At 59.5% G+C, this 22,079-nt stretch carries 22 protein-coding genes; 12 read left to right on the plus strand and 10 right to left on the minus strand.

What is annotated here, in order from left to right; translation table 11 throughout:
• The first annotated feature begins 231 nt into the window (after nt 1-231).
• From glmM to ACSQ3J_RS17635, 6 genes are all read left to right on the plus strand, one after another.
• Nucleotides 232-1,584: a phosphoglucosamine mutase gene (gene glmM / locus ACSQ3J_RS17610; RefSeq protein ID WP_060506462.1), complete on the plus strand. Its 1,353-nt coding sequence runs from the start codon at nt 232-234 to the stop codon at nt 1,582-1,584.
• A 232-nt stretch (nt 1,585-1,816) separates the two neighbouring features.
• Nucleotides 1,817-2,638: an outer membrane protein gene (locus tag ACSQ3J_RS17615; protein ID WP_060506461.1), complete on the plus strand. Its 822-nt coding sequence runs from the start codon at nt 1,817-1,819 to the stop codon at nt 2,636-2,638.
• A 183-nt stretch (nt 2,639-2,821) separates the two neighbouring features.
• Nucleotides 2,822-3,628, plus strand: a complete 807-nt coding sequence (locus ACSQ3J_RS17620) for an outer membrane protein (RefSeq protein ID WP_060506460.1) — start codon at nt 2,822-2,824, stop codon at nt 3,626-3,628.
• 153 nt (nt 3,629-3,781) lie between these two features.
• Nucleotides 3,782-4,960 carry a phosphoserine transaminase gene (locus tag ACSQ3J_RS17625; RefSeq protein ID WP_060506459.1) on the plus strand — a complete coding sequence of 393 codons (1,179 nt, stop codon included), beginning with the start codon at nt 3,782-3,784 and terminating at the stop codon, nt 4,958-4,960.
• A 76-nt stretch (nt 4,961-5,036) separates the two neighbouring features.
• Nucleotides 5,037-6,632, plus strand: coding sequence for a phosphoglycerate dehydrogenase (serA, locus tag ACSQ3J_RS17630; protein WP_060506458.1), 1,596 nt, complete (start codon nt 5,037-5,039; stop codon nt 6,630-6,632).
• A 93-nt stretch (nt 6,633-6,725) separates the two neighbouring features.
• Nucleotides 6,726-7,247, plus strand: coding sequence for a GNAT family N-acetyltransferase (locus ACSQ3J_RS17635; RefSeq protein WP_162246400.1), 522 nt, complete (start codon nt 6,726-6,728; stop codon nt 7,245-7,247).
• Here the strand turns inward: ACSQ3J_RS17635 and ACSQ3J_RS17640 are convergent.
• Complete coding sequence (locus ACSQ3J_RS17640) at nt 7,244-8,155, minus strand: DMT family transporter (protein ID WP_060506456.1); 912 nt, start codon at nt 8,153-8,155, stop codon at nt 7,244-7,246. The genes ACSQ3J_RS17635 and ACSQ3J_RS17640 overlap by 4 nt on opposite strands.
• Nucleotides 8,156-8,455: 300 nt before the next feature.
• On the opposite strand from ACSQ3J_RS17640, the gene ACSQ3J_RS17645 reads away from it, so the two are divergent.
• On the plus strand, nt 8,456-9,754 hold the full coding sequence (locus ACSQ3J_RS17645) for an adenylosuccinate synthase (protein WP_060506455.1): 1,299 nt from the start codon (nt 8,456-8,458) through the stop codon (nt 9,752-9,754).
• Between the two features lie 62 nt (nt 9,755-9,816).
• The gene (locus ACSQ3J_RS17650) at nt 9,817-12,123 is read left to right on the plus strand and encodes a hypothetical protein (RefSeq protein ID WP_060506454.1); all 2,307 of its coding nucleotides are present in this window, start codon (nt 9,817-9,819) and stop codon (nt 12,121-12,123) included.
• Nucleotides 12,124-12,198: 75 nt separating this feature from the next.
• Here the strand turns inward: ACSQ3J_RS17650 and rpoH are convergent, their stop codons facing one another.
• The 6 genes from rpoH to ACSQ3J_RS17680 all read right to left on the minus strand — a co-directional run bounded on the left by rpoH (nt 12,199) and on the right by ACSQ3J_RS17680 (nt 16,260).
• Complete coding sequence (gene rpoH / locus ACSQ3J_RS17655; protein WP_060506453.1) at nt 12,199-13,104, minus strand: RNA polymerase sigma factor RpoH; 906 nt, start codon at nt 13,102-13,104, stop codon at nt 12,199-12,201.
• 246 nt (nt 13,105-13,350) lie between these two features.
• Nucleotides 13,351-13,608, minus strand: a complete 258-nt coding sequence (locus tag ACSQ3J_RS17660; RefSeq protein WP_060506452.1) for a DUF2171 domain-containing protein — start codon at nt 13,606-13,608, stop codon at nt 13,351-13,353.
• A 98-nt stretch (nt 13,609-13,706) separates the two neighbouring features.
• A complete protein-coding gene (locus ACSQ3J_RS17665; RefSeq protein WP_436039677.1) occupies nt 13,707-14,021 on the minus strand; it encodes a DUF1127 domain-containing protein in 315 nt (104 codons plus the stop codon).
• A gap of 68 nt (nt 14,022-14,089) precedes the next feature.
• Entirely contained in the window at nt 14,090-14,251 is a 162-nt protein-coding gene (locus ACSQ3J_RS17670) for a hypothetical protein (RefSeq protein ID WP_164491972.1), read from the minus strand.
• Between the two features lie 93 nt (nt 14,252-14,344).
• Nucleotides 14,345-15,175, minus strand: a complete 831-nt coding sequence (locus tag ACSQ3J_RS17675) for a helix-turn-helix domain-containing protein (protein ID WP_436039679.1) — start codon at nt 15,173-15,175, stop codon at nt 14,345-14,347.
• 62 nt (nt 15,176-15,237) lie between these two features.
• Nucleotides 15,238-16,260 carry an RluA family pseudouridine synthase gene (locus tag ACSQ3J_RS17680; protein WP_436039680.1) on the minus strand — a complete coding sequence of 341 codons (1,023 nt, stop codon included), beginning with the start codon at nt 16,258-16,260 and terminating at the stop codon, nt 15,238-15,240.
• A 30-nt stretch (nt 16,261-16,290) separates the two neighbouring features.
• On the opposite strand from ACSQ3J_RS17680, the gene ACSQ3J_RS17685 reads away from it, so the two are divergent.
• Entirely contained in the window at nt 16,291-16,674 is a 384-nt protein-coding gene (locus ACSQ3J_RS17685) for a hypothetical protein (RefSeq protein WP_060506449.1), read from the plus strand.
• A gap of 12 nt (nt 16,675-16,686) precedes the next feature.
• Complete coding sequence (locus tag ACSQ3J_RS17690; protein ID WP_436039683.1) at nt 16,687-17,508, plus strand: TrmH family RNA methyltransferase; 822 nt, start codon at nt 16,687-16,689, stop codon at nt 17,506-17,508.
• A 9-nt stretch (nt 17,509-17,517) separates the two neighbouring features.
• Here the strand turns inward: ACSQ3J_RS17690 and ACSQ3J_RS17695 are convergent, their stop codons facing one another.
• Both ACSQ3J_RS17695 and ACSQ3J_RS17700 read right to left on the minus strand, forming a co-directional pair.
• Nucleotides 17,518-18,717, minus strand: coding sequence for a hypothetical protein (locus tag ACSQ3J_RS17695; RefSeq protein WP_436039684.1), 1,200 nt, complete (start codon nt 18,715-18,717; stop codon nt 17,518-17,520).
• A 165-nt stretch (nt 18,718-18,882) separates the two neighbouring features.
• Entirely contained in the window at nt 18,883-19,416 is a 534-nt protein-coding gene (locus tag ACSQ3J_RS17700; protein WP_436039891.1) for a DUF1134 domain-containing protein, read from the minus strand.
• 325 nt (nt 19,417-19,741) lie between these two features.
• On the opposite strand from ACSQ3J_RS17700, the gene chpT reads away from it, so the two are divergent.
• Together chpT and ACSQ3J_RS17710 are read left to right on the plus strand one after the other, a co-directional pair.
• Nucleotides 19,742-20,389, plus strand: a complete 648-nt coding sequence (chpT, locus tag ACSQ3J_RS17705) for a histidine phosphotransferase ChpT (protein WP_060506445.1) — start codon at nt 19,742-19,744, stop codon at nt 20,387-20,389.
• A gap of 111 nt (nt 20,390-20,500) precedes the next feature.
• On the plus strand, nt 20,501-20,863 hold the full coding sequence (locus tag ACSQ3J_RS17710) for a response regulator (RefSeq protein WP_060506444.1): 363 nt from the start codon (nt 20,501-20,503) through the stop codon (nt 20,861-20,863).
• A 223-nt stretch (nt 20,864-21,086) separates the two neighbouring features.
• Here ACSQ3J_RS17710 and ctrA read toward each other — a convergent pair whose 3' ends face one another.
• Nucleotides 21,087-21,785, minus strand: coding sequence for a response regulator transcription factor CtrA (gene ctrA / locus ACSQ3J_RS17715; protein WP_037099813.1), 699 nt, complete (start codon nt 21,783-21,785; stop codon nt 21,087-21,089).
• Nucleotides 21,786-22,079 lie beyond the last annotated feature (294 nt).

The following is a 22,079-nucleotide window of genomic DNA, read 5'->3' on the forward strand; positions in this document are numbered from 1 at the left end:
AAGATTTATGGCATGAGGTAGCGAGGTCGCCCAAAAGGATGCGTCGGATTTTGGCGCAACTGCAGGCATAACTGCAAGCCTGAGCGCGGCGGGAGAGCGGTCGTTGAGGATGCGCCCCGGCGACGGGTTTCTTGAAGTGACCCGTTGGGTTTGAGATGGAATCCAGGGCGATGTCGCCGGACGTGCTCTCCTGGTGAGCCGCTGGCACCCCAGATAGAAATTGGAGTTTTTATGAAGCGCAAATATTTCGGCACGGACGGGATCCGCGGCCAGTCCAATGTGTTTCCAATGACGCCGGATCTGGCGATGCGGGTCGGCATTGCGGTCGGTACGATCTTTCGCAACGGCGGGCACCGCCACCGCGTGGTGATCGGTAAGGACACGCGCCTGTCCGGCTATATGCTGGAGAACGCGATGGTGGCCGGCTTTACCGCCGCGGGGCTCGACGTGTTCCTGCTCGGTCCTATTCCAACCCCCGGCGTGGCGATGCTGACGCGCTCGCTTCGCGCCGACGTTGGCGTGATGATCTCGGCCTCTCACAATCCGTTCGAAGACAACGGCATCAAGCTGTTTGGTCCGGACGGCTACAAGTTGTCCGACGATCTTGAAGGCCAGATCGAGGAATTGCTCGACAAGGACATGACGGCACAGCTTGCCAAGTCGCAGGAAATCGGCCGGGCCAAGCGCGTCGAGGGCGACATCTACCGTTATATCGAACATGCCAAGCGCACGTTACCGCGCGATGTGACACTGCAGGGCTTGAGGGTTGCTATCGATTGCGCGAACGGTGCTGCCTATAAGGTCGCGCCTTTGGCCCTTTGGGAGCTTGGGGCCGAGGTGGTGACCATCGGCAATGAGCCGAACGGCGTCAATATCAACCTCGACTGCGGCTCTACACACCCTGCTGCGCTATCACGGAAAGTGCATGAAGTGCGGGCCGATATCGGTATTGCGCTTGACGGCGATGCCGACCGGGTCCTGATCGTCGATGAGAACGGCACGGTTATCGATGGTGATCAGTTGATGGCTGTTATCGCCAATAGCTGGGCGGACGATGGCGTGCTCAAGGGCAATGGTATTGTTGCGACTGTCATGTCCAATCTCGGCCTGGAGCGCTATCTCAACGGCCGCGGGCTGGATCTGCACCGTACCAAGGTCGGTGACCGCTACGTGGTCGAGCACATGCGCCAACACGGTTTCAACGTCGGCGGCGAGCAGTCCGGCCATCTGGTTCTCTCCGACTTCGGCACCACCGGTGATGGTCTCGTTGCTGCACTCCAGATCCTTGCCTGCGTCAAGCGGCAGGGCAAAACCGTCAGCGAAGTTTGCAATCGGTTCGACCCTGTGCCTCAAGTTTTGAAGAACGTCCGGGTGTCTGCCGGCATGCCGCTTGAAAACGCTGCCGTGCGCCAGGCTATCGCCGATGCGGAATCGGAGCTTGCCAAGAACGGCCGTTTGCTGATCCGTCCGTCCGGCACCGAACCGCTGATCCGCGTCATGGCGGAAGGCGATGACCGCGCCCAGGTGGAGCGTATCGTGGATGAACTGATAGGCGTGATCGGCGGTGTGCGCAATGTCGCCTGATCTGTCTGCCGCGATGAGACTTGAAAAGGCCGGGTTTTGCCCGGTCTTTTTTTGTGTGTTATTTAAGTATTTGCGCACGTTGCTTGGCGCTGTAGCCAACTCATTAACAGTTACGGTAAATTTTTGTAGTTAATTGGACCTTAACCTTTCTTATCCATGATCCACACCAACACAATTTGTTGGAGGCCGGTTTGTCGGCTGACCAGGCAACGAGAAGTATTGGAGTGTGGCCATGAAGACTATTTTGATTGGCGTTGTTGCAGCTATGCTGGGCAGCACCGCGACCTTCGCCGCGGATCTTTACGAGCCGCCCATCGAGCCGCCAATTGCAGAACCGGTCCAGCTCACGGAGGCCAGTGGCTGGTATCTGCGTGGTGATGTCGGTTATGCCTTCACCAATCTGCGTGGCGCCAATTTCTATCAAGGCCCAGGCCGCTTTGTCCGCGATTTCGACGATGCTGATCTCGATGACAGCTGGACCGCCGGCGTCGGTGTCGGTTACCAGATCAACAACTATCTGCGCACGGACGTGACGCTCGATTATCTCGGCAACGCCGATTTTGAAGGCTCGACGACCGGAGGTTGCGGCGTCGCCGTCGCCTGCACTTCGCGCGATGTTTCGGCAATTGCCGCATGGAGCCTGATGGCCAACGCCTATGTTGATATCGGCACCTACGGTTCGTTCACGCCTTACGTGGGTGCTGGTATCGGTGGTACGCAGGTCAAGTGGGACAATTTGCGCAATACCAGCTGCGAAATCGGCGACCCCACCAATTGCGACCCGAGCTTCGAACATGATGGCCGTAGCAAGTGGCGCTTCACCTATGGCCTGATGGCCGGTACGGCGATCGACCTGACCTGTAACCTCAAGGCAGACGTAGGCTATCGTTTCCGCCACGTGCTTGGTGGCGACATGTTCGGCTACAACGCCAATAGCGGTCCTGGATCCGACAAGGGCATGTATCTGCATGAAGCCCGTGCAGGTCTGCGTTATTCCTTCGGTGGTTGCGCCGAAGCCTACGTCCCACCGGCTGAGCCGATCGTCTACAAGTAAGCGCATCGCGCTCTTCGTTTCAAAAGGCCGTCCGGTTTCCGGGCGGCCTTTTCGGTTTTTGCCGGCCTGTTTGGTTAAGAAGCATGCTTAACCTGAGGTTAACCCGTGGATGCGATGATGGGGACATATTAACACGGGCGACGGGCGTTTCTGTCGCCGTTACGATTTTCCAAGGACAGCAAAATGAAGTTGCGGCACACTCTCCTCAATGCATCTGCACTGATCCTGCTGTTTGCCGCGGGGCAGGCGATGGCTGCTGATCTTCTCGAAGCGCCGGAAGTCAGCATCTCGCCGCTGGAGACAAGCGGCCAGGGTTTCTACCTGCGTGGTGATCTTGGCTACGCCGGATGGACGCGCGGTGGCGACCCGTCACTGCGGCTGTTCGATGCCGGCACCGGCGCTACCAACTCCGCGTCGTTCGACAATGATTTCGACCAACCCTTTTCCGGGACCCTCGGCGTTGGCTATCAGTTCAACGACATGTTTCGGGCGGATTTGACTGGCGATTATTTCGAAGGCGACGTCCGCGGAAGCGGCCAGGCCAACATTCCCTGCGCTGGCGAAGCCGCTGGAACGTCTTGCGGCGGCCGGCTAAATGCCGACTACAAGGCAATTGGCCTCATGGCGAACGGCTATGTCGATCTGGCAACGGTGGCTGGCTTGACGCCTTATGTCGGTGCTGGTCTCGGGGTGACGCAGCTTCGTTGGAACGACGTCGCACTGCGCACCAGCTGCGTGCCGGGAGCGGCAGGCTGCTCCGGTGCCGGGCCGGTCAACCAGACCTTTGACGGCGAAAGCAGCTGGCGTCTGACCTACGCGCTGATGGCCGGCGTTTCCTACAACATGACCGAGCAGCTGAAGCTTGACGTCGGCTATCGCTATTCGCAGATCACCGACGGCGATATGTTCAATGGCAGCGATATCGACGGCCTCGACGACGGTCTCGGCCGCCACGAAATCCGCGCCGGTTTGCGCCTGTCAATCTGGTAGCTGAAAGAGCATCCGCATTCAGCGATGCTTCGAGCGCCAAAAATCTTTCCGGAAACGACACATCATTCTTGACTTCCAGGCCTGTCCGCCATATTCACGGCGGCAGGCCACCTCTCCCTAACGAGAGGCTTTCTATCTGGAAGGATAGCTTCGATGACGATCCCTGCGACACCGGAATTGCGTCCGGCAAATACTCATTTTTCTTCTGGTCCCTGCTCCAAGCGCCCCGGTTGGTCGCTTGATGCGCTCTCTGATGCGGCCCTCGGGCGTTCGCACCGTGCCAAGGTTGGCAAGAGCAAGCTGAAGCAGGCGATCGATCTCACCCGTGAAATTCTTCAGGTGCCGGCGGACTACCGCATCGGCATCGTGCCTGCCTCCGACACCGGTGCAGTCGAGATGGCGCTCTGGTCACTGCTCGGTCCGCGCGGCGTTGACATGGTCGCCTGGGAGAGCTTCGGCTCCGGCTGGGTTTCCGATGTCGTCAAGGAGCTGAAGCTCCCTGATACCCGCAAATTCGTTGCCGACTACGGCAAGCTCGTCGACTTTGCCCAGGTCGATTTCGACCGTGATGTCGTCTTTACCTGGAATGGTACGACCTCGGGTGTCCGCGTTGCCAATGCCGATTTCATCCCGGCGGACCGCAAGGGGCTGACGATCTGCGACGCGACGTCTGCCGCGTTTGCGCAGGATCTGGACTTTGCCAAACTCGATGTCGTCACCTTCTCCTGGCAGAAGGTGCTGGGCGGTGAGGGTGCGCATGGCATTCTGATCCTGTCGCCGCGCGCTGTCGAACGGTTGGAAAGCTATGAGCCTTCCTGGCCGCTGCCGAAGATCTTCCGCATGACCAAGGGCGGCAAGATCATCGAGGGTATCTTCCAGGGCGAGACGATCAACACCCCGTCGATGCTGTGCGTCGAGGACTATATCGATGCGCTCAACTGGGCAAAGTCGCTCGGCGGCCTCAAGGCGCTGATCGCCCGGGCTGATGCCAATGCGCAGGCCATCCATGACTTCGTTGCGAAGACGGACTGGATCGCCAATCTGGCGGTCGATCCTGCAACGCAGTCCAACACCTCGGTCTGCTTGAAGATCGTCGACAAGGACGTTGCAGCACTTGATGCCGCTGGTCAGGAGGCCTTTGCCAAGGGCATGGTGGCACTGCTTGAAAAGCAGGCTGTCGCCCATGACATCGGCGCTTACCGTGATGCGCCGTCCGGTTTCCGTATCTGGGCCGGTGCGACGATCGAGACTTCGGACATCAAGGCATTGATGCCCTGGTTCGACTGGGCGTTTGCGACCCAGAAGGCGACGCTGTCTCAGGCGGCCGCCTAACCGGCTTAGACCGCGCCAACAGGGCGCGGTCCTCCTCACCAATCAGATTTTTTGACGAAACCAATGGAGGCCTCTCATGGCACCTCGCGTACTCGTATCCGATGAACTGTCGGAAACCGCCGTCCAGATTTTCCGGGATCGCGGCGTAGACGTCGATTTCCAGCCGCAGCTCGGCAAGGACAAGGAAAAGCTTGCCGCGATCATCGGCAATTACGATGGTCTCGCTATCCGTTCCGCCACCAAGGCGACGGAAAAGCTGATTGCGGCTGCGACCAACCTCAAGGTGATCGGGCGCGCCGGTATCGGCGTCGACAATGTCGATATCCCGGCCGCGTCGCGTCGCGGTATCATCGTCATGAACACGCCGTTCGGCAACTCGATCACGACGGCCGAACACGCCATTGCGCTGATGTTTGCCGTTGCCCGTCAGTTGCCGCAGGCCGATAGCTCCACCCAGGCCGGCAAATGGGAAAAGTCGAAGTTCATGGGCGTCGAAATCACCGGCAAGACGCTCGGTGTCATCGGCGCCGGCAATATCGGCGGTATTGTCTGCTCGCGCGCCATTGGCCTGAAGATGCATGTTCTGGCCTATGACCCATTCCTGTCGAAGGAACGGGCCGAGGAAATGGGCGTCACCAAGGTGGAACTGGACGAACTGCTCGCTCAGGCCGATTTCATCACCTTGCACGTGCCGATGACCGACAAGACGCGCGGCATCCTCAACCGCGAAGCGCTGGCCAAGACCAAGCCTGGCGTGCGTATTATCAACTGCGCCCGTGGTGGTCTGGTCGATGAGCATGCGCTTGCCGATGCCATCAAGTCCGGTCATGTCGCTGGTGCCGGCTTCGACGTGTTTGAGGTCGAGCCTGCAACGGAAAGCCCGCTGTTCGGCCTGCCGAATGTCGTCTGCACTCCGCACCTCGGCGCGTCCACCACGGAAGCGCAGGAGAACGTTGCCCTGCAGGTTGCCGAGCAGATGTCGGACTACCTCGTCAAGGGTGCCGTCTCCAACGCCATCAACATGCCGTCGATCACCGCGGAAGAAGCACCGATCCTGAAGCCGTTCATCCGGCTCGCCGATGTCCTCGGCGCTTTTGTCGGTCAGGTGACGGAAAGCGCCATCAAGGAAATCGAGATCCTGTTTGACGGATCGACTGCCGGGATGAATACCAAGGCGCTGACGAGTGCAGCCCTTGCCGGTCTCATCCGTAGTCAGGTTTCCGACGTCAACATGGTTTCGGCGCCGGTCATGATCAAGGAAAAGGGTATCATCCTGTCCGAGGTGAAGCGTGACAAGTCGGGTGTCTTCGATGGCTATATCAAGCTGACGGTGACGACGGCGAACCAGACACGTTCGGTTGCCGGTACGGTGTTCTCGGATGGAAAGCCGCGCTTCATCCAGATCAAGGACATCAACCTTGACGCCGATGTCGGTAACCACATGGTCTACATCACCAACACCGACGTTCCCGGCATGATCGGCTTCATCGGCATGACGCTGGGTGACGCGGGCGTCAATATCGCCAACTTCCAGCTCGGCCGCCACAATGCCGGTGCCGATGCGATTGCGTTGCTCTATGTCGATGGTGCCGTGTCTGAAGACGTTCTTGACAAGCTGCGCGCCAACCCGGCCATCCGGGCTGCCAAGCCACTGGTCTTCAACGTCGACTGATACGCCGGAGCACTTTGGGCTCCGAAGGATTGACACAAACGCGCCGGATGACCTCCGGCGCGTTTGCCGTTGATGAAAGTGAATGAAATGAACATGATTGACCGCTCCGCCGATTGGCGCCCGGCTGCCCTGGTGGACATTGCCGCCATCTACGACATCCAGTGCATCGCGCATGCCGATCATCCCGAAGCGCGTGATGTCCTGCTCGAGCGGCTTGAACTGTGCCCGCAGGGATGCTTTGTGTTTGGAAAGCGCGGTACAATCTCGGGATATCTTCTCAGCCACCCATGGCGCCGGTTTTCACCGCCGCAACTCGATAGAAAGCTGGGCGAGATCCCGGGGGAGGCGGATAGCTGGTATCTTCACGATCTGGCCTTGCTGCCGGGGACACGTGGTTCCGGGGCAGGGGCCAAGGTCGCAGGGCTGCTTGCCGAACAGGCCCGTCAGGCCGGATACCGAACCGTCGCACTCGTCTCCGTCAACGGATCGCAAGGTTTCTGGGAACGGCAGAGTTTTGCGGTGCATAGGCACGAAATGCTTGCCGCCAAGCTGTCCGGCTATGGCAGCGAGGCCGTCTACATGGAGCGCGATCTCAACAGCGCAGATTTCAGTTAGTTTTTTCTCGTGTCTTCAAGCAGGCGCGGACGGCCGCGTTCCGCCACCGCGATGCCGCCCAACACCAGTGCGAGCGCGATAATATGGAACATCTGCAGGGCTTCGCCGATCAGGGCGATCGACAGCAGGGTGCCGAAGATCGGAATGGTGTTGATGAACAGGCCGGCCCGGTTGGGGCCGATCAACTCGACGCCTCGCACGTACAGGATCTGCGAGACGAGAGAGGGCAGTAGGCCGGCATAGGCGACGATGATCCAGCCTTGCGTATCGGGCCAGATCATCCGGCCGGTGGAGAATTCCCAGATGACCAGCGGAATGCTGCTGACCAGCGCGCCGAAGGCGGAGATCGCGATCAGGCTTTTCCAGTGGATGTCCGGTTTCCAGCGCAACGCCACCGTGTAGCCGGCATAGAGCAGGACCGCCGCCATCATCATGGCGTCGCCCTGGTTGAGATCCAGCGAGAGCAGCGTGGTGAGGTCGCCATGCGATGCGGTCAATGCAACACCGAACAGGGTCAATGTGAAACCGGCAATCTGCGCCATGGAAAAGGCGGTGCGAAACAGCACGTAATTCATCACGAAGATCACCATCGGGATGCCAGCCTGCTCGATGACGGCATTGATGGCGCTGGTGAATTGCAATGCCGAATAGAGAAAGGCGTTGAAAGCGGTGAACCCGACGGTGCCATAGCCTAAAAGAAGCAGCCAGTTTTTGCGGATGGCCGGAAAATCGCGGCGTACCTGCGGGGCCGCGAAAATCAACAGCACGATACAGGCAATGACCCAGCGCATGCCGGTCAGCATCATCGGGCTGACATGGCCGACCGCCATTTTCCCGGCCACGGAATTTCCACCCCAGATCAAGGTGGTGATACAAAGGATGATATAGGCTTGCAGATTGACGGGCACGGTGTTCCTGGCAAGTCGGGGAAGCAAACGATGGCAGCGGATAGAATGAAGCGGTCGTATCGATCTTGCAGAACACCTCATTCTCGGTTGTATTGAATCAATCCAGAACGGATATGGCAACCCCGCATTATTGGCCGTCGCTGGTGTTGTTATCGATGAAGGGAAGCGAAATGCGGTCTTTGCCATGCAAAAACCCCGAATCCCCGGTTAAACAGGGTCGCTTTCCAAAAAACAAAACAGTATAGATGCGCGGGTTTGAAGACAGCGCAATCACAGGCGCGTGGAAACAGGAAAACTGAAATGACGAATGTCGTGGTGGTCGGATCGCAATGGGGTGATGAAGGCAAAGGCAAGATTGTCGACTGGCTCTCCGAGCGTGCCGACGTGGTTGTGCGCTTTCAGGGCGGGCACAATGCCGGCCATACCTTGGTCATCGACGGTACCAGCTACAAGCTTTCCCTTCTGCCGTCGGGCGTCGTTCGTCCGGGCAAGCTCGCCGTCATCGGTAATGGCGTGGTCATCGACCCGCACGCGCTGATCGCGGAAATCGAGAAGCTCGACAAGCAGGGCGTGGCCATTACCCCGGAAAACCTGCGCATCGCCGACAATGCCACGCTGATCCTGTCGCTGCATCGCGAACTGGACGGCATCCGCGAGGATGCGGCGTCCAACAGCGGCACCAAGATCGGCACGACACGCCGCGGTATCGGCCCGGCCTACGAAGATAAGGTTGGCCGCCGCGCCATCCGCGTTATGGATCTCGCTGATCTCGACACACTGCCGGCCAAGGTTGATCGGCTGCTCACCCATCACAATGCGCTGCGCCGTGGTCTTGGCGAAGCCGAAGTGAGCCATGAGACGATCATGACCGAGCTTTCCTCGGTTGCTGCTCGCGTCCTGCCGTTCATGGAAACCGTCTGGCTGCTGCTGGATCGTCATCGCCGCAAGGGTGCCCGCATCCTGTTTGAAGGCGCGCAGGGCACGCTGCTGGATATCGATCACGGTACCTATCCTTTCGTTACCTCGTCCAACACGGTTTCTGGTCAGGCGGCTGCCGGTTCCGGCATGGGCCCGGGTGCGCTCGGCTATATCCTCGGCATCACCAAGGCCTACACGACCCGCGTCGGCGAAGGTCCGTTCCCGACCGAACTGCACGATGAAATCGGCCAGTTTCTCGGTGAAAAAGGCCATGAGTTCGGCACTGTCACTGGCCGTAAGCGCCGCTGCGGCTGGTTCGATGCGGCGCTCGTGCGCCAGTCGGTTGCCACCAATGGCATCACCGGCATCGCGTTGACCAAGCTCGACGTGCTCGACGGCCTCGATGAACTGAAGATCTGCGTTGGCTATACGCTCGATGGCGTCGATATCGATCACCTGCCAGCCAGCCAGGCACAGCAGGCCCAGGCAAAACCGCGCTATATCACGCTGGAAGGCTGGAAAGAATCGACTGTCGGTGCCCGCAGCTGGGCGCAGCTTCCGGCTCAGGCGATCAAATATGTGCGTCAGGTCGAGGAATTGATCGGTGCGCCGGTGGCGCTGCTTTCCACCAGCCCCGAACGTGACGACACCATACTTGTGACGGACCCGTTTGAGGACTAGGCTGACGTTGACGGCTAGGGAAGAATTTGGCGTAAATACGCCGATGGTATGAGAAAGTTCTGATGGCGGATTTTGTTGCAGTTATTCGAAGGACCGTCGATGGTCTGTCGGACAATGTTCCTGAAATGCGGGCCAAGGTCTATGACAAGGCCCGCGGTGCTGTCCGCCGTCAGCTTGAAAGCATGAAACCTCGTCCCTCGGACGAGATGATCGAACGCCAGATGGTCAAGCTCGAGGCGGCGATCAACGAGGTCGAGGACGATCACGCCGAGGCGCTACCTCCGCTGGACGATCAGCCCGCGGACGTGGTGCCGGAAGCGGCCGAAGTCGAGGATCACGTTGCAGAGCCGCCGGTGGTGGAAGCGCGTGAGCCCGAGGCTGACGTCGAGGAAGAGGAACGCGCGGAGCCTGTAGCGGAGTCGCAGGTCGCACCTGAACCGGTGGAACAGCCGGAACCCGTCGCGGACGTTGCACCGATTGCGGTCGTTGAGCCGACGGTGGAGGACGATCATGTTGATGCTCAGCCGGAACCCGAAGTGGTCGAGGCTGGCAACACAGCCGATGCTATAGAGGAAAATATCCCCGTCGAGGCGGCCTATTCGGAAGAACCGGAAGATGATCGCCACGAGGTTGTCGCAGAGCCGGAGCATCCGGCCGCCGCGACGTTCGAGCCTCAGAGCCGTTACGGCGCAACGGTTGATGAAACGGCCGATATTCTGGAAGCCGCGGTCCAATCGGACACCTTTGCAGAGCCGGCTGTAGAGCCGGTCGTTGAAAAACCCGCGCCTTCGGCCTCCACGGAATGGGAATTGCCGGAATGGAACGATCCGGTTCCGGCAACCGCCCATAGCGAGCCGGTCTGGACAGAGGCTGCGGAGCAAGCACCTGTTGCCGATGAAATCCCCGACCTCACGCAATACGAGCCTGTCGAGACGGTAACGCCGCTGAATGACGACAGCGGCGCCAAGGATAAAGCTGCGGCTGCCTGGGCTTGGGACGATAACGATCCGTTTACCCAGGCCCCGGCCGCTGCGGCCGCCGAAACATCGGAACCCGCCATCGCCGATTGGTCTTGGCCGGTCGAGAAAACGGATGCTGCTGAGCCTGAGCAGCGCAAGGCTGCCAATGACAGCTGGAATGATATCGATGAGCTTCTGGCGCATGGCGGTACGGCTGCAGCCGTTGGCGCTGCAGCAGCGTCACAGGCCGGCAAGGCTTCCTCCGCCGTCGATGAAGATGTCGAAGTGCCGGCGCGTCCGGTTTCCTACCGGGTGGAGCCGAAGCGCTCGCGATTGAATGTCAAGGCGATCGGGCTCACGGCAGTGCTTGCGCTGATCCTGGGCGGTGGCGGTTACGCCTATTGGCAAAATCAGACCACGGTGAATTCCTGGGTTTCCGGCGTACTGGCTTCTATCACCGCCAGCATCCCGGGACAGACGACGCCGGAAGCATCTGCGCCTGAAGAGGGCAGCAAGGATCTGACCGCGCCGGAGACGAACAACCAGACGCAGACGCCTCCGAATGCCGAGGTCGCGGCAGTCGAAGGCAGCACCAAATTCACGCAGCGCCTGCAGCAGGATGGCACCGAGATCGACGAGGGCCCGGCGCCCGCGCCTGCAGGTTCTGCTGCCACCGAGGAAGGCAAGTCTGTGGCTGCGCAGACGGAAGCGGGCAAGCCGGTCGATACCGCTCAGGCAACGGCAACCACGCCTGCAGGCCAGACGGCAACTGACGCGCAACCTGCCCAACCGGTGCCCGGTCAGCAGACGACACCCAATCCGGCGACGCAACAGGTGCCGGCCGGAGCCCAGAAGATGTTCCTTTACGAGGAACGGCTGGGGCAGTCCGCACCAACGGCGATCGAGGGCAATGTTGCCTGGTCTGTGAAGGAAGAATCCCCGGGTGGCGACGCCAAACCGGAGCCGGTCGTTCAGGCGCAAATCAATGTTCCGGAACGCGGTCTGACGGCACTGATGACGATCAAGCGCAATGCCGACTCGTCGCTGCCCGCCAGCCATGTAATCGAATTCGTCTTCTCACTGCCGGAAAACTTCGAAGGCGGCAGCATCGATAGCGTTCAGCGTGTTTCGATGAAGCGCAACGAACAGGATCGTGGCGATGCGCTGATCGCGGTTCCGGCCAAGATCACCGAGGATTTCCACATGATCGCGCTCAACGACTTCCCGGAAGCCGTTGCGACAAACACCGAACTTCTACGCACGCGTGGCTGGATGGATATTCCGTTGACCTACCGCAACGGCCGCCGCGCGCTGCTGACGCTGGAGAAGGGTGCTGCTGGCACCGAAGCCTTCACCAAGGCCATGCAGGCCTGGAGCCTGGCCGCAAAGCCTGATCCGGCCGGTCAGTAATTCGTCCATACGCACAAAAAGAAACCCGGCTGGAGCGATCCAGCCGGGTTTTTGTTTGTTCAGTCAGCGCCGGTATCAGGCGTCTTCAACGACCCGCAGCGCGTTCTGGCGATCCTGAGCCGCCTTGCGGACGGCGTCCTGGACCTTTTCAAAGGCGCGGACCTCGATCTGACGGACGCGCTCGCGGCTGATGTCGAACTCTGTCGACAGATCTTCCAGCGTCACCGGATCTTCCGTCAGGCGGCGCGCCTCGAAGATGCGGCGTTCCCGGTCGTTCAACACGTTCATCGCGCTCGACAGAAGGCTACGGCGGCTTTCCAGTTCGTCCTGTTCGATCAGGATGTCTTCCTGGTTGTCGTGATCATCGACAAGCCAATCCTGCCACTGGCCGGATTCGCCTTCACCGGCCTTGATCGGCGCGTTGAGCGAAGCGTCGCCGGAGAGACGCTGGTTCATCGAAATCACTTCCGCTTCCGACACTTTCAGGGTCGTGGCGATATGCGCGACCTGATCGGGCTTCAGGTCGCCCTCGTCAAGGGCCTGAATCTTGCCCTTGAGGCGGCGCAGGTTGAAGAACAGCCGCTTCTGGTTGGCGGTCGTACCCATTTTCACCAGCGACCACGAACGCAGGATATATTCCTGGATCGAAGCCTTGATCCACCACATGGCGTAGGTGGCCAAGCGGAAGCCGCGTTCCGGATCGAACTTCTTGACCGCCTGCATCAGGCCGACATTGCCTTCTGAAACGACTTCACCGATTGGCAGGCCGTAGCCGCGATAACCCATGGCGATCTTCGCCACGAGGCGCAGATGGCTGGTTACGAGCTGATGGGCAGCCTTGCGGTCGTCATGCTCCTGATACCGCTTGGCGAGCATGTACTCTTCCTGCGGTTCAAGCATGGGAAATTTGCGGATTTCATCGAGATAACGGTTGAGACCGCCTTCTCCAGCGGTAATGGACGGTAACGTACTGCGGGCCATGATGCACCCCCCTTTCGCGTTCCAGCCTCCTCTTGGCAGGCCGGGCATGTGGGTCTATCCGACCCCACATGCTCATAGATAAGTGCGGCGAAAGCATGATTCAAGAACTCCGGTTTCACAGAGATGTGAAGCCAGAGAAGCGCATGCTCCAGTTGGGTTACAGCCTGTAAATTGTGTCCGCCCTCGAAATATCAAGGGCGGAACCGGTCATTTGTAACATTTTGTAGAATTTCCGGCGCGTGCCGGTCAATGGATCGGCGAGTTGTCCTGTTCTTCCTCAAACATGACGGCGACATCGCCATTGGCGCTGAGACGGACGCGATTGTCATCGACGCTTGCCACCAGTTCAAGGGCGATGAAGTGGTGGTGGTCTTCGTGGCCGAAGCCGCTGTCCTTCTTGGTCAGCTTGATGCGATCGCCTTCGACGCGATCGACCGTGCCGATATGAAGACCGTCGGCGCTGATGATCTCGGCATGTTCTCTGATCTGTGTGGCATCAATCATCGGGTTTCTCCTTATTGTCCTGCCAAAACGCACGACAGCGGGAAAGGATGCATATCGGTCTTAGAAATCCGCCCGCCCTCAATCCAGCCCATGGGCCGTCAAATCGAAGCGCCGCCGTTGCCCGTTCCGCTTCGCTGATAGCGGCTGTATCCGTCGCCATAGGCCTGGCATCGCGAGATGCCGATATCCTTCAACTGGTCATCGTTGAGTTCCAATAGGGCCAACCGGTTGCGGCGCTGCCGCACCAGTCTGCCGATCGATCCGAGAAATGCACGCAGACGCGCAAAGCCTGCGGGGTGGGTGACGTCCGCCGGCGCCTGATCGTTGCACCCTTGCACAACAAGCTTCAATTCGGCGATCAGGGCGTGTTCGTGCGGCACGCGATCACCGATCACATGGGGTTCGTTCTTCATCGATATCTCTCCGGGAAATGCCGGCCTATCATCAGGCCGGCGGGTCGGGCAGGGGACCGGTTTCGGTCCTATCCCTTCGATAGTTGGGTGGGGTGGATTGCCGCGTCGGCCTCGCGCAGTGCCTGCGCACATTCCTCGCAGCAGACCTCGACGGTCTTGCCACCGATCTTGACGGCGATACGGCTGGCATCAAGTTCGCAGTCACAGGCGGCGCATGTATTGTCCTGCATGATCATTCCTCCGGTTGATGTGTTTCGACCAGGAGAGAAGACCATTTTGGCCAGGACAGCGCTGTCAGATTCTTTAGCGATCTTGCCTATCGATCAGCGCAGGCCGGCGAAGCGCTGGAATTCGGCCGGAGTGCGGCCATAAGCCTGGCGGAATGACGACGAGAAATGGCTATGGCTCGAAAAGCCGAGATCGAGGCCAAGCCCCGTCAGGTCGTCATAGCTGCCGAGCAAGTCGAGCGCCTTGGCCAATCTCAGCCGTAAATGATAGCGATAGAGCGGCGTGCCTTCCACCTGCTGGAAAACTTGCGTCAGGTAGACCGGCGAGACACCGGCTTCCCTTGCAATCTCCGCCAGTGTCCAGCGCCGGGCGAGATCGGAGGAGAGGATAAGCTTGGCCCGGTCCACCAGTTTCTGCCGGCCGATGCTGGCGGTCGCCGCACGGGCCGTGCGTTCGCCGACTGCGCGGCGCACCAGCGTCATTGCCAGCGTTTCTGCTTCCAGGGTTTCCGCCGTGCCCCTGAGCAGGCTGTGGCGCAAAAGGGCGACGAGCGCCTGTGCGCGGGCGTCTATCCGCAGGCGCTGCTTGTTGAAGGCGAAGGGACTTCTTGCGGCCCTGTGAACTTTTGGGACCAGTTCCTCAAGCGCCGCTTCGTGCACGGCCAGGCTCAGGCATGCATCGCCGCCTTCCACGGGATGGCTGATGCGATAGTCCTCGTCGCGATTGAAGAACAGCACCTGATTGGCTTCGGCAACAACGTCATCGCTGCCGACATGGCGAAGGAAGACACCGCGATAGGGAAACACCAGACTGGTGACGTGCGAACACTCCACGTCGCTCCTGTGCCGGCATTCGCCGGTGCACAGCACGTCATGGACGCTGACCATCTCGGTATCGAGAATTTTCCTGGCCGCAAACTGGCTCATGAGCGCTCCGGGTTTCAAGGGCCTTTATACGCCTCGAATGGCCGGATCGCCAAGTCCCAGCGTTAGCCCCGCAAGGCTTCGACCAGTTCCTGCATGTCATCCGGGACCGGCGATTCAAAATGCATGGTTTCCCCGGTGGTGGGGTGCTCGAAGGCCAGCATGAAGGCGTGCAGCGCCTGCCGGGGGAAACGGTTGACTACCGCCTTTGCCTCATCCGGCAGAAGGTTGGCCTTGGTCTTGAAGGCCGCGCCGTAATCGGGATCGCCGATCAGTGGGTGGCCGATATGGGCCATGTGGACGCGAATCTGGTGGGTGCGCCCGGTTTCGAGATTGCACTTGATCATCGCGGCAAGGGCGGTCGCATCCGGTTTTTCGTGATAGCGCTCCATCACCTCATAGTGGGTGATCGCCTCGCGCGCATCATCTGACCCTTCCTGCTTGACCGCGCGCTTCACGCGGTCGCCGGCGCGGCCGAGCGGTGCATCGATCGTGCCCTTCAGCCCTCGCGGGCGGCCCCAGACGATGGCCATGTAGGCGCGTTCCAGTGGACCGGTGCGGCCATGGTCGGCAAACTGGTCTGAGAGGTGGCGATGAGCGATATCGTTTTTGGCGACCACCATGACGCCGCTGGTATCCTTGTCGAGCCGATGGACGATGCCGGGCCGCTTGACCCCGCCAATACCCGACAGACTTGCGCCGCAGTGGTGGATCAGGGCGTTGACCAGCGTGCCGGTCCAGTTGCCGGCGCCGGGATGGACGACCAGACCCGGGGGCTTGACCAGCACGATCAGATCGTCGTCCTCATAGAGCACGTTGAGCGGGATATCCTCGCCCTTCGGTTCCGGATCCTCCGCTTCCGGCAGGCCGATCTCGAAGATGTCGCCGGGCTGCACCTTTTTCTTGGCTTCGGTAATGGTCTTGCCGTTGATGGAGACCTCACCCTGTTCGATCAGGGCCTTGATGCGGTTGCGGGAAAACTCGCCGCCCAGCGCTTCCGTCAGGTATGCGTCCAAACGCCCAGCCGCGTCTTCATTTGCCGTCAGGACTTTCCTAATTGCCGGGGCTTGTTTAAAGGGGTCGTTCATTCTCGTTCCATTCCGCAGGTAAGGCCAGCCATGTCCAATCAGAAACCAGTCGAACAGGAAGACAAGCCGCTCGATCCGGTGATGGAGAACGTGCGCCGCAAGATGATCAAGCTGCAGCTGGTCTCGGGTGGTATCATGTTGGTGATGCTTATGGTCGTGCTTGCAGCGATTGTCTATAAGCTTACGCGTCCGGGCAAGGCCGATGTGGAGCAAAGCGCCTCAGTCTCGGTGCCGGGCGATGCGCCGATCACGGCAATCGCAGCACTGCCCGCCGGGTTTGAAGTTTCGAATGTTGCCTTGTCGGGCGGGCAGATCCTGTTCTACGGCGCGGTTGCTGGTGGAGAGCGCAAGGCGATCGTTTTCGATATCGCTGCCGGCCGCGTCGTTGCGGATGTCTCCGTCAAGACCAACTGAGAAGGCTGAGCTGTGACACCGCTCCGTATCGACGATCCGGCCGATCCGCGCATCGCCGGTTTCGTCTCGATTAAGGAGCGCGACCTGACGGGCCGGCATGGCCGCTTTATCGCCGAGGGCACGGTCGTGCTGCGCATGCTGGCGGTGGCGCATAAAGCGGGCCGTGGCATTGAGGCTGAAGCCATTCTTCTTCTCGAAAACCGCGTCGATGGTGTCAGCGGCATTCTCGCCGAATTCCCCGCGGACATTCCGGTCTATGTCGCCAGTGCTCCCGTGTTCGACGCCATAGCCGGTTTCAACATGCACCGTGGTGTGCTGGCGCTCGGTAAGCGCCAAACGGCGCCTGGTCTGGATGCGCTGGTTAATGATCTTCCCGCCAAAAGCCTGGTTCTTGCCGCGTGCGGAATCTCCAACCACGACAATATGGGATCGATGTTCCGCAACGCCGCTGCCTTTGGCGTCGATGCCATCCTGATGGACGAAACCAGCTGCGATCCAATGTACCGCAAGGCGATCCGGGTCTCTGTCGGCTCGGTGCTGAGTGTCCCCTTCGCCCGCGAAGGATCAGTGACGGCGCTGATCGGGCGTCTGCAGGCTGAAGGCTTTGCGATCTGGGGTCTGTCGCCGCGCGGAAAGACCGGCCTGCACGATATTCCTCCGTCGCCGCGCACCGTGCTTCTCGCCGGGACGGAAGGTGAGGGGTTGCCTGAAAACATCATGGCATCGATCCAGACCGCCCGTATCCGCCAACGGCCGGGACTGGACAGTCTGAATGTCGCTACCGCCACCGGCATCGCTCTGCATCAGGTGGCGATGATCAACGGCTTTATCTGACGGCAAAGATTAGTTCTGTTCCGGCGGCAGCATGTCGCGGGCGCGGGCAGCGAGGCTCTTGTCTGGGGCGTTGGGTTGCGCGCCTGTCGTCGAGAGAAGGGAGGGTATCGGTGACGCCGGACCTTCCTTGGCCGCTGTCAGAGCCACCATAGTTGCCGCGATATCGGCAATTTCCTCGCGCAAGGCATCGTCATGCGCTGAAGACGTCGAGTGTGTCAGCTGCTCCGAAAGTGCTGCAGCCCGGTTGCGGGCATAGTCGGCCGGTACGGTCAGATTGATAGCTGCTACGGGTGACATGGTGTTCTGTGCATCGGTGTTGTCCTGTGTTCCCAAGGTGCCGCCTGTTGCCGTGCCGGCTGCTGCGGGTTTCTTTTCGCGGCGCACGGGCATGGTCAGGCCGGCGGCCCGCAGCGCCTTGGAGGCATCGCGCAGGTCCGTGCCCGTATCCCTGACCTTGGCCTTCAAGCGTTCGATCTCACTGCCCCTGCGTTCAAGAAAATTGTCCTTGTCGGCATTGGCGGCCATTTCCCGGGCGAGCTTGACTTCGAACTGCTTCAGGCGGGTTTCGTCGCGGGCAAGCCGTACTTCCAGTTCCCGCGCCTTGGTGCTTTCGGCTTTCAACTCGTTGCGCATGATCTCGCGCTCATCCTTCAGGCCGGCAATACGGCTTTTCAGGTTTTCGGCCTCTGCATCATGGGCGGCGACGTCGATCTTCAGGCTGTCCATGTCGCCGGTCAGATGGTCCACCTGTCTGTTCAGGGTTTTGATGTCGACGTTCTTTTTGACACTGTCCCGTTCGACATCGGCAAGCGTCGCTTTCAGCCGCTCGATGTTCTGCTCGAGCTGGCGGGCTGCCGAGCGCAGGTCCGCCGCCTCCACATTCATGTCGGCAAGTTGCGCATGCAGGTCGGCATTTTCACCAGCGAGGCGCTGGGTTTCTTTTAGCGTCGCTCCATTCTGGAGCAGCAGCGCGACGTTCTTGTCGCGCTCGCGTTTCAGCATCTGGCTTGTCCGGGCATTTTCGGCTGCATAACCAGCGCGGGCCGCGTCTTTCTGGGCGCGAACTTCCTGTGGCGATAGCGGCATCGTTGCTGTCAGCCGGTCTTCTGCAAAGCGCACGATACGCCTGTGAACGATCGGTGCCGCCAGCAGACCGAGGAGAGCCGCGGTCAGAAAACCCAGAGCAAACAGGAGTGCGAATTCAATCACGGGCTGGCCATTTCAGTTCTGAACACGCGGCGATACGCCATAATCGATGGTTTTCGTTTCATTCGCACTAAAGACGAACGACAATATCACTTCAAGTGTTCGCGAACGCGCATTTTTTTCCAGCCGCCTCGGCGACTGGAAAGACTTTTGGAAAAGACGGAGCGTTTAGAAGGGGTTCCAGGTCGGCTGTTGGGTCAGCTTCAGATAGCCGACATTGATGCCGAGGCGTGCACCAAGGCCGGTGCGGATGGGAACCAGGACGATGTTTTCGTCCGTCAGCACGGTCATGCCAACCCCGGCGACCACATAGGCCGAGCCGGAGACGCCGCCGAAGCGCTTGTAGAGTGAAGGAACGGCCGGCAGGTTGTAGACCAGCATCATCGTCCGGCTGCCCTGGCCACCCCAGTCGAGGCCAAGGGACGGCCCCTGCCAGAACACGTTATGTTGGCCGGCGTTCTTGGTATAGAGGTCGCCTTCGCCATAGGTCAGGCCAGCCACGAATGCGCCGGATCCCTCCTGGCCGAGAATATAACCATTCGGCAGGCCGTATTTCGAAAATGCGTTCTCGACCACCTTGGCAAGTCCGCCAGAGGTGGAGCCGAAGAAGCCGTGGCCGGCATCGACGATTTCCTGCATCGTATACTGGCCGCCGTTGTTGCTCTGCGCAAACGCCGCCGGCATGAGGCTGAACGCAGCCATCAACGCCACGAATGTGCGCAATAGTGGGAATTTCACGGCATTGACGATCCGCTGCATGTTCTTCTCCGTAAACTCAGGCCTGCCTGCGACGTCATGCGCGGGCCGCTGTCCTGTCCCGTCTCACTTGGTGACGGGCTTCGGGCTGATCGTCAGCAATTTGAACCGATGATCTTAACAATCGGTTTACCAAATGTGGTGTCTTTATGATCTTCGTCCCGAGGCTATGCCCGCACAATGTTCGTGGGTTAGACGATGGGGCAAAAGGATCGCGGAAGGCCGCCTGATCTCGCTTGTGAGCCGCTCGAAGGCTATTGAGGATACGACCATGGGAAAGAACCCGAACCTGACCTTGACCGGTCCCGATCTCGCAGCGCTTCTGTGCAGCCGTGTCTGCCACGACATCATCTCGCCGGTCGGCGCGATCAACAACGGCCTTGAACTGCTCGACGAGGGCGGGGCGGATGCCGATGCCATGGACCTGATCCGCACCAGCGCGCTCAATGCTTCCGTCCGGTTGAAATTCGCCCGGCTGGCGTTCGGCGCCTCGGGCTCGGTCGGCGCATCGATCGATACCGGTGAAGCGGAAAAAGCAGCCAAGGATTTCGCTTCCGTCGAAAAGAAGACGGAAGTCACCTGGACCGGCCCGCGCGTGATCATCGCCAAGAACCGCGTCAAGCTGCTGCTCAACCTGTTCCTGATCGCTTACGGCGCCATTCCGCGCGGTGGTTCGATCGATGTCATCCTGGAAAACCCTGAATATGACGCGGCTTTCAAGCTGATCTGCAAGGGGCGGATGATGCGTGTACCGCCAAAACTGGTCGAGCTTCTTTCGGGCACACTCGAAGAAGCCGTCGATGCCCATACGATCCAGCCCTATTACACGGTTCTGCTTGCCGAGGAGGCCGGCATGGAAATCGAGGTCAACTCGAACGCGGAAGAAATCGTGTTTTCCGCGAAGATGGTTGCAGCCTGAGGCGGAGATAAATCTGCTTTTAGGCGTCGCGGTAACTGATTCTTTGCCAAAGCGGCCTACGGTTGTTGATAGGGATTAAATTCCCGCTGTAGCGCAGAGAGGGAGCTTGAGATGCAACGCTTGATGATTGCCGATGATTCGGACGTCGTACGCAAGGTCGGAAAGCGCATTCTCTCCGGCCTGAATTTCCTCGTCTCCGAAGCTGCCAATGGTCTCGAAGCACTCGTGCGCTGCGAAGCGGAACTGCCCAACATCATCATCGTCGATGCCGGTCTTGATGGCGCGCTGGATCTGATTGCCAACATCCGCAATCTGCCTGAAGGCAAGACCGTGCGCATCTATTACTGCGTCGTCGAGGCGGACCTGAAGAAGATGATGGCTGGCAAACGCGCCGGTGCCGATGATTTTCTTCTCAAGCCATTCGACCGGAAGATCCTGACGAGCGTCTTCGGCAGCCTGTCGATCGCCGCCTGATCCCTTCGCCAAGTTTCCAGTTTCTTTGAAGCCGCGCCCCTTTGGTCGCGGCTTTTTCGTCTCTGTTTTCAGTCCCTGTGCCGGTTATCCTGGCAGGTGGCAACGAAAAACCCGCCATTTCTGGCGGGTTTCTGAAACTTCGGGGCATATGCCGTCATGGCGCCCGCGCATATGCGGGATGCTGAGCGCCAACCGGCTGCCCGTATTGTCTTTCAAGCGCCGATCAGGCGCTTTCTGCGAGTTCGCCTTCAGGCTCGCGCAGCACATAGCCGCGGCCCCAGACGGTTTCGATGTAGTTTGCGCCGCCGGCAGCATTTGCGAGCTTCTTGCGCAGCTTGCAGATGAACACGTCGATGATCTTCAGTTCAGGCTCGTCCATACCGCCATAAAGGTGGTTGAGGAACATTTCCTTGGTCAGCGTCGTACCCTTGCGGAGCGAAAGCAGCTCCAGCATCTGGTATTCCTTGCCCGTCAGGTGAACGCGCTGGCCGCCGACTTCAACAGTCTTGGCATCCAGGTTGACGATCAGTTCGCCGGTCGAGATGACCGACTGTGCATGCCCCTTGGAACGGCGCACGATCGCATGGATGCGTGCGACCAGTTCGTCCTTGTGGAACGGCTTGGTCATGTAGTCGTCGGCACCAAAGCCGAGACCGCGAACCTTGTCTTCGATGCCGGCCATGCCGGACAGGATAAGAATAGGTGTCTTGACCTTGGATAGGCGCAGCGTTCTCAAAACCTCGTAACCGGACATGTCCGGCAGGTTAAGATCGAGCAGAATGATGTCGTAATCATAGAGCTTGCCGAGATCGACACCCTCTTCACCAAGATCGGTGGTGTAAACGTTAAAACTTTCCGACTTGAGCATCAGTTCGATGCTCTGCGCTGTCGCGCTGTCGTCTTCGATGAGTAGAACCCGCATAATTGTCCCCTTTTCCGCCGCCGAAAGGTGTTGATGGCCCCCTTACGCGATACGGATCCAGTCGTTGCCTGATTTGGAGGCTGCCAGCAAATGGTTAACAAATTCTGATTCACTCTGGCAAGGTGTACCGAAAATGTTAAATATTTTTTGCAGTCCCCTGATTTTGCATGTGAATCTAGAATGACATCCTTAATGCGTAACATTAAGGAAATCGGCTATCTGACTCATCTGACTCAATCTATGCCAAACACCAAATTTTGCGCTTAGCATTTACTGACCCTTAAATGATCGTCC

It is taken from the genome of Rhizobium sp. LjRoot98 (genome assembly GCF_964252935.1).
Lineage (GTDB): Bacteria > Pseudomonadota > Alphaproteobacteria > Rhizobiales > Rhizobiaceae > Pararhizobium.

Coding starts and splice junctions, on each gene's coding strand:
- rpoH (WP_060506453.1), bottom strand. CDS start 13,104: ATGGCCCGCAGTACGTTACCGTCCATTACCGCTGGAGAAGGCGGTCTC.
- ACSQ3J_RS17685 (WP_060506449.1), top strand. CDS start 16,291: ATGTCCAATCAGAAACCAGTCGAACAGGAAGACAAGCCGCTCGATCCG.
- ACSQ3J_RS17670 (WP_164491972.1), bottom strand. CDS start 14,251: ATGCAGGACAATACATGCGCCGCCTGTGACTGCGAACTTGATGCCAGC.
- ACSQ3J_RS17710 (WP_060506444.1), top strand. CDS start 20,501: ATGCAACGCTTGATGATTGCCGATGATTCGGACGTCGTACGCAAGGTC.
- ctrA (WP_037099813.1), bottom strand. CDS start 21,785: ATGCGGGTTCTACTCATCGAAGACGACAGCGCGACAGCGCAGAGCATC.
- ACSQ3J_RS17660 (WP_060506452.1), bottom strand. CDS start 13,608: ATGATTGATGCCACACAGATCAGAGAACATGCCGAGATCATCAGCGCC.
- chpT (WP_060506445.1), top strand. CDS start 19,742: ATGGGAAAGAACCCGAACCTGACCTTGACCGGTCCCGATCTCGCAGCG.
- ACSQ3J_RS17665 (WP_436039677.1), bottom strand. CDS start 14,021: ATGAAGAACGAACCCCATGTGATCGGTGATCGCGTGCCGCACGAACAC.
- serA (WP_060506458.1), top strand. CDS start 5,037: ATGGCACCTCGCGTACTCGTATCCGATGAACTGTCGGAAACCGCCGTC.
- ACSQ3J_RS17675 (WP_436039679.1), bottom strand. CDS start 15,175: ATGAGCCAGTTTGCGGCCAGGAAAATTCTCGATACCGAGATGGTCAGC.
- ACSQ3J_RS17615 (WP_060506461.1), top strand. CDS start 1,817: ATGAAGACTATTTTGATTGGCGTTGTTGCAGCTATGCTGGGCAGCACC.
- ACSQ3J_RS17680 (WP_436039680.1), bottom strand. CDS start 16,260: ATGAACGACCCCTTTAAACAAGCCCCGGCAATTAGGAAAGTCCTGACG.
- ACSQ3J_RS17625 (WP_060506459.1), top strand. CDS start 3,782: ATGACGATCCCTGCGACACCGGAATTGCGTCCGGCAAATACTCATTTT.
- ACSQ3J_RS17650 (WP_060506454.1), top strand. CDS start 9,817: ATGGCGGATTTTGTTGCAGTTATTCGAAGGACCGTCGATGGTCTGTCG.
- ACSQ3J_RS17635 (WP_162246400.1), top strand. CDS start 6,726: ATGATTGACCGCTCCGCCGATTGGCGCCCGGCTGCCCTGGTGGACATT.
- ACSQ3J_RS17620 (WP_060506460.1), top strand. CDS start 2,822: ATGAAGTTGCGGCACACTCTCCTCAATGCATCTGCACTGATCCTGCTG.
- glmM (WP_060506462.1), top strand. CDS start 232: ATGAAGCGCAAATATTTCGGCACGGACGGGATCCGCGGCCAGTCCAAT.
- ACSQ3J_RS17700 (WP_436039891.1), bottom strand. CDS start 19,416: ATGGCTGCGTTCAGCCTCATGCCGGCGGCGTTTGCGCAGAGCAACAAC.
- ACSQ3J_RS17645 (WP_060506455.1), top strand. CDS start 8,456: ATGACGAATGTCGTGGTGGTCGGATCGCAATGGGGTGATGAAGGCAAA.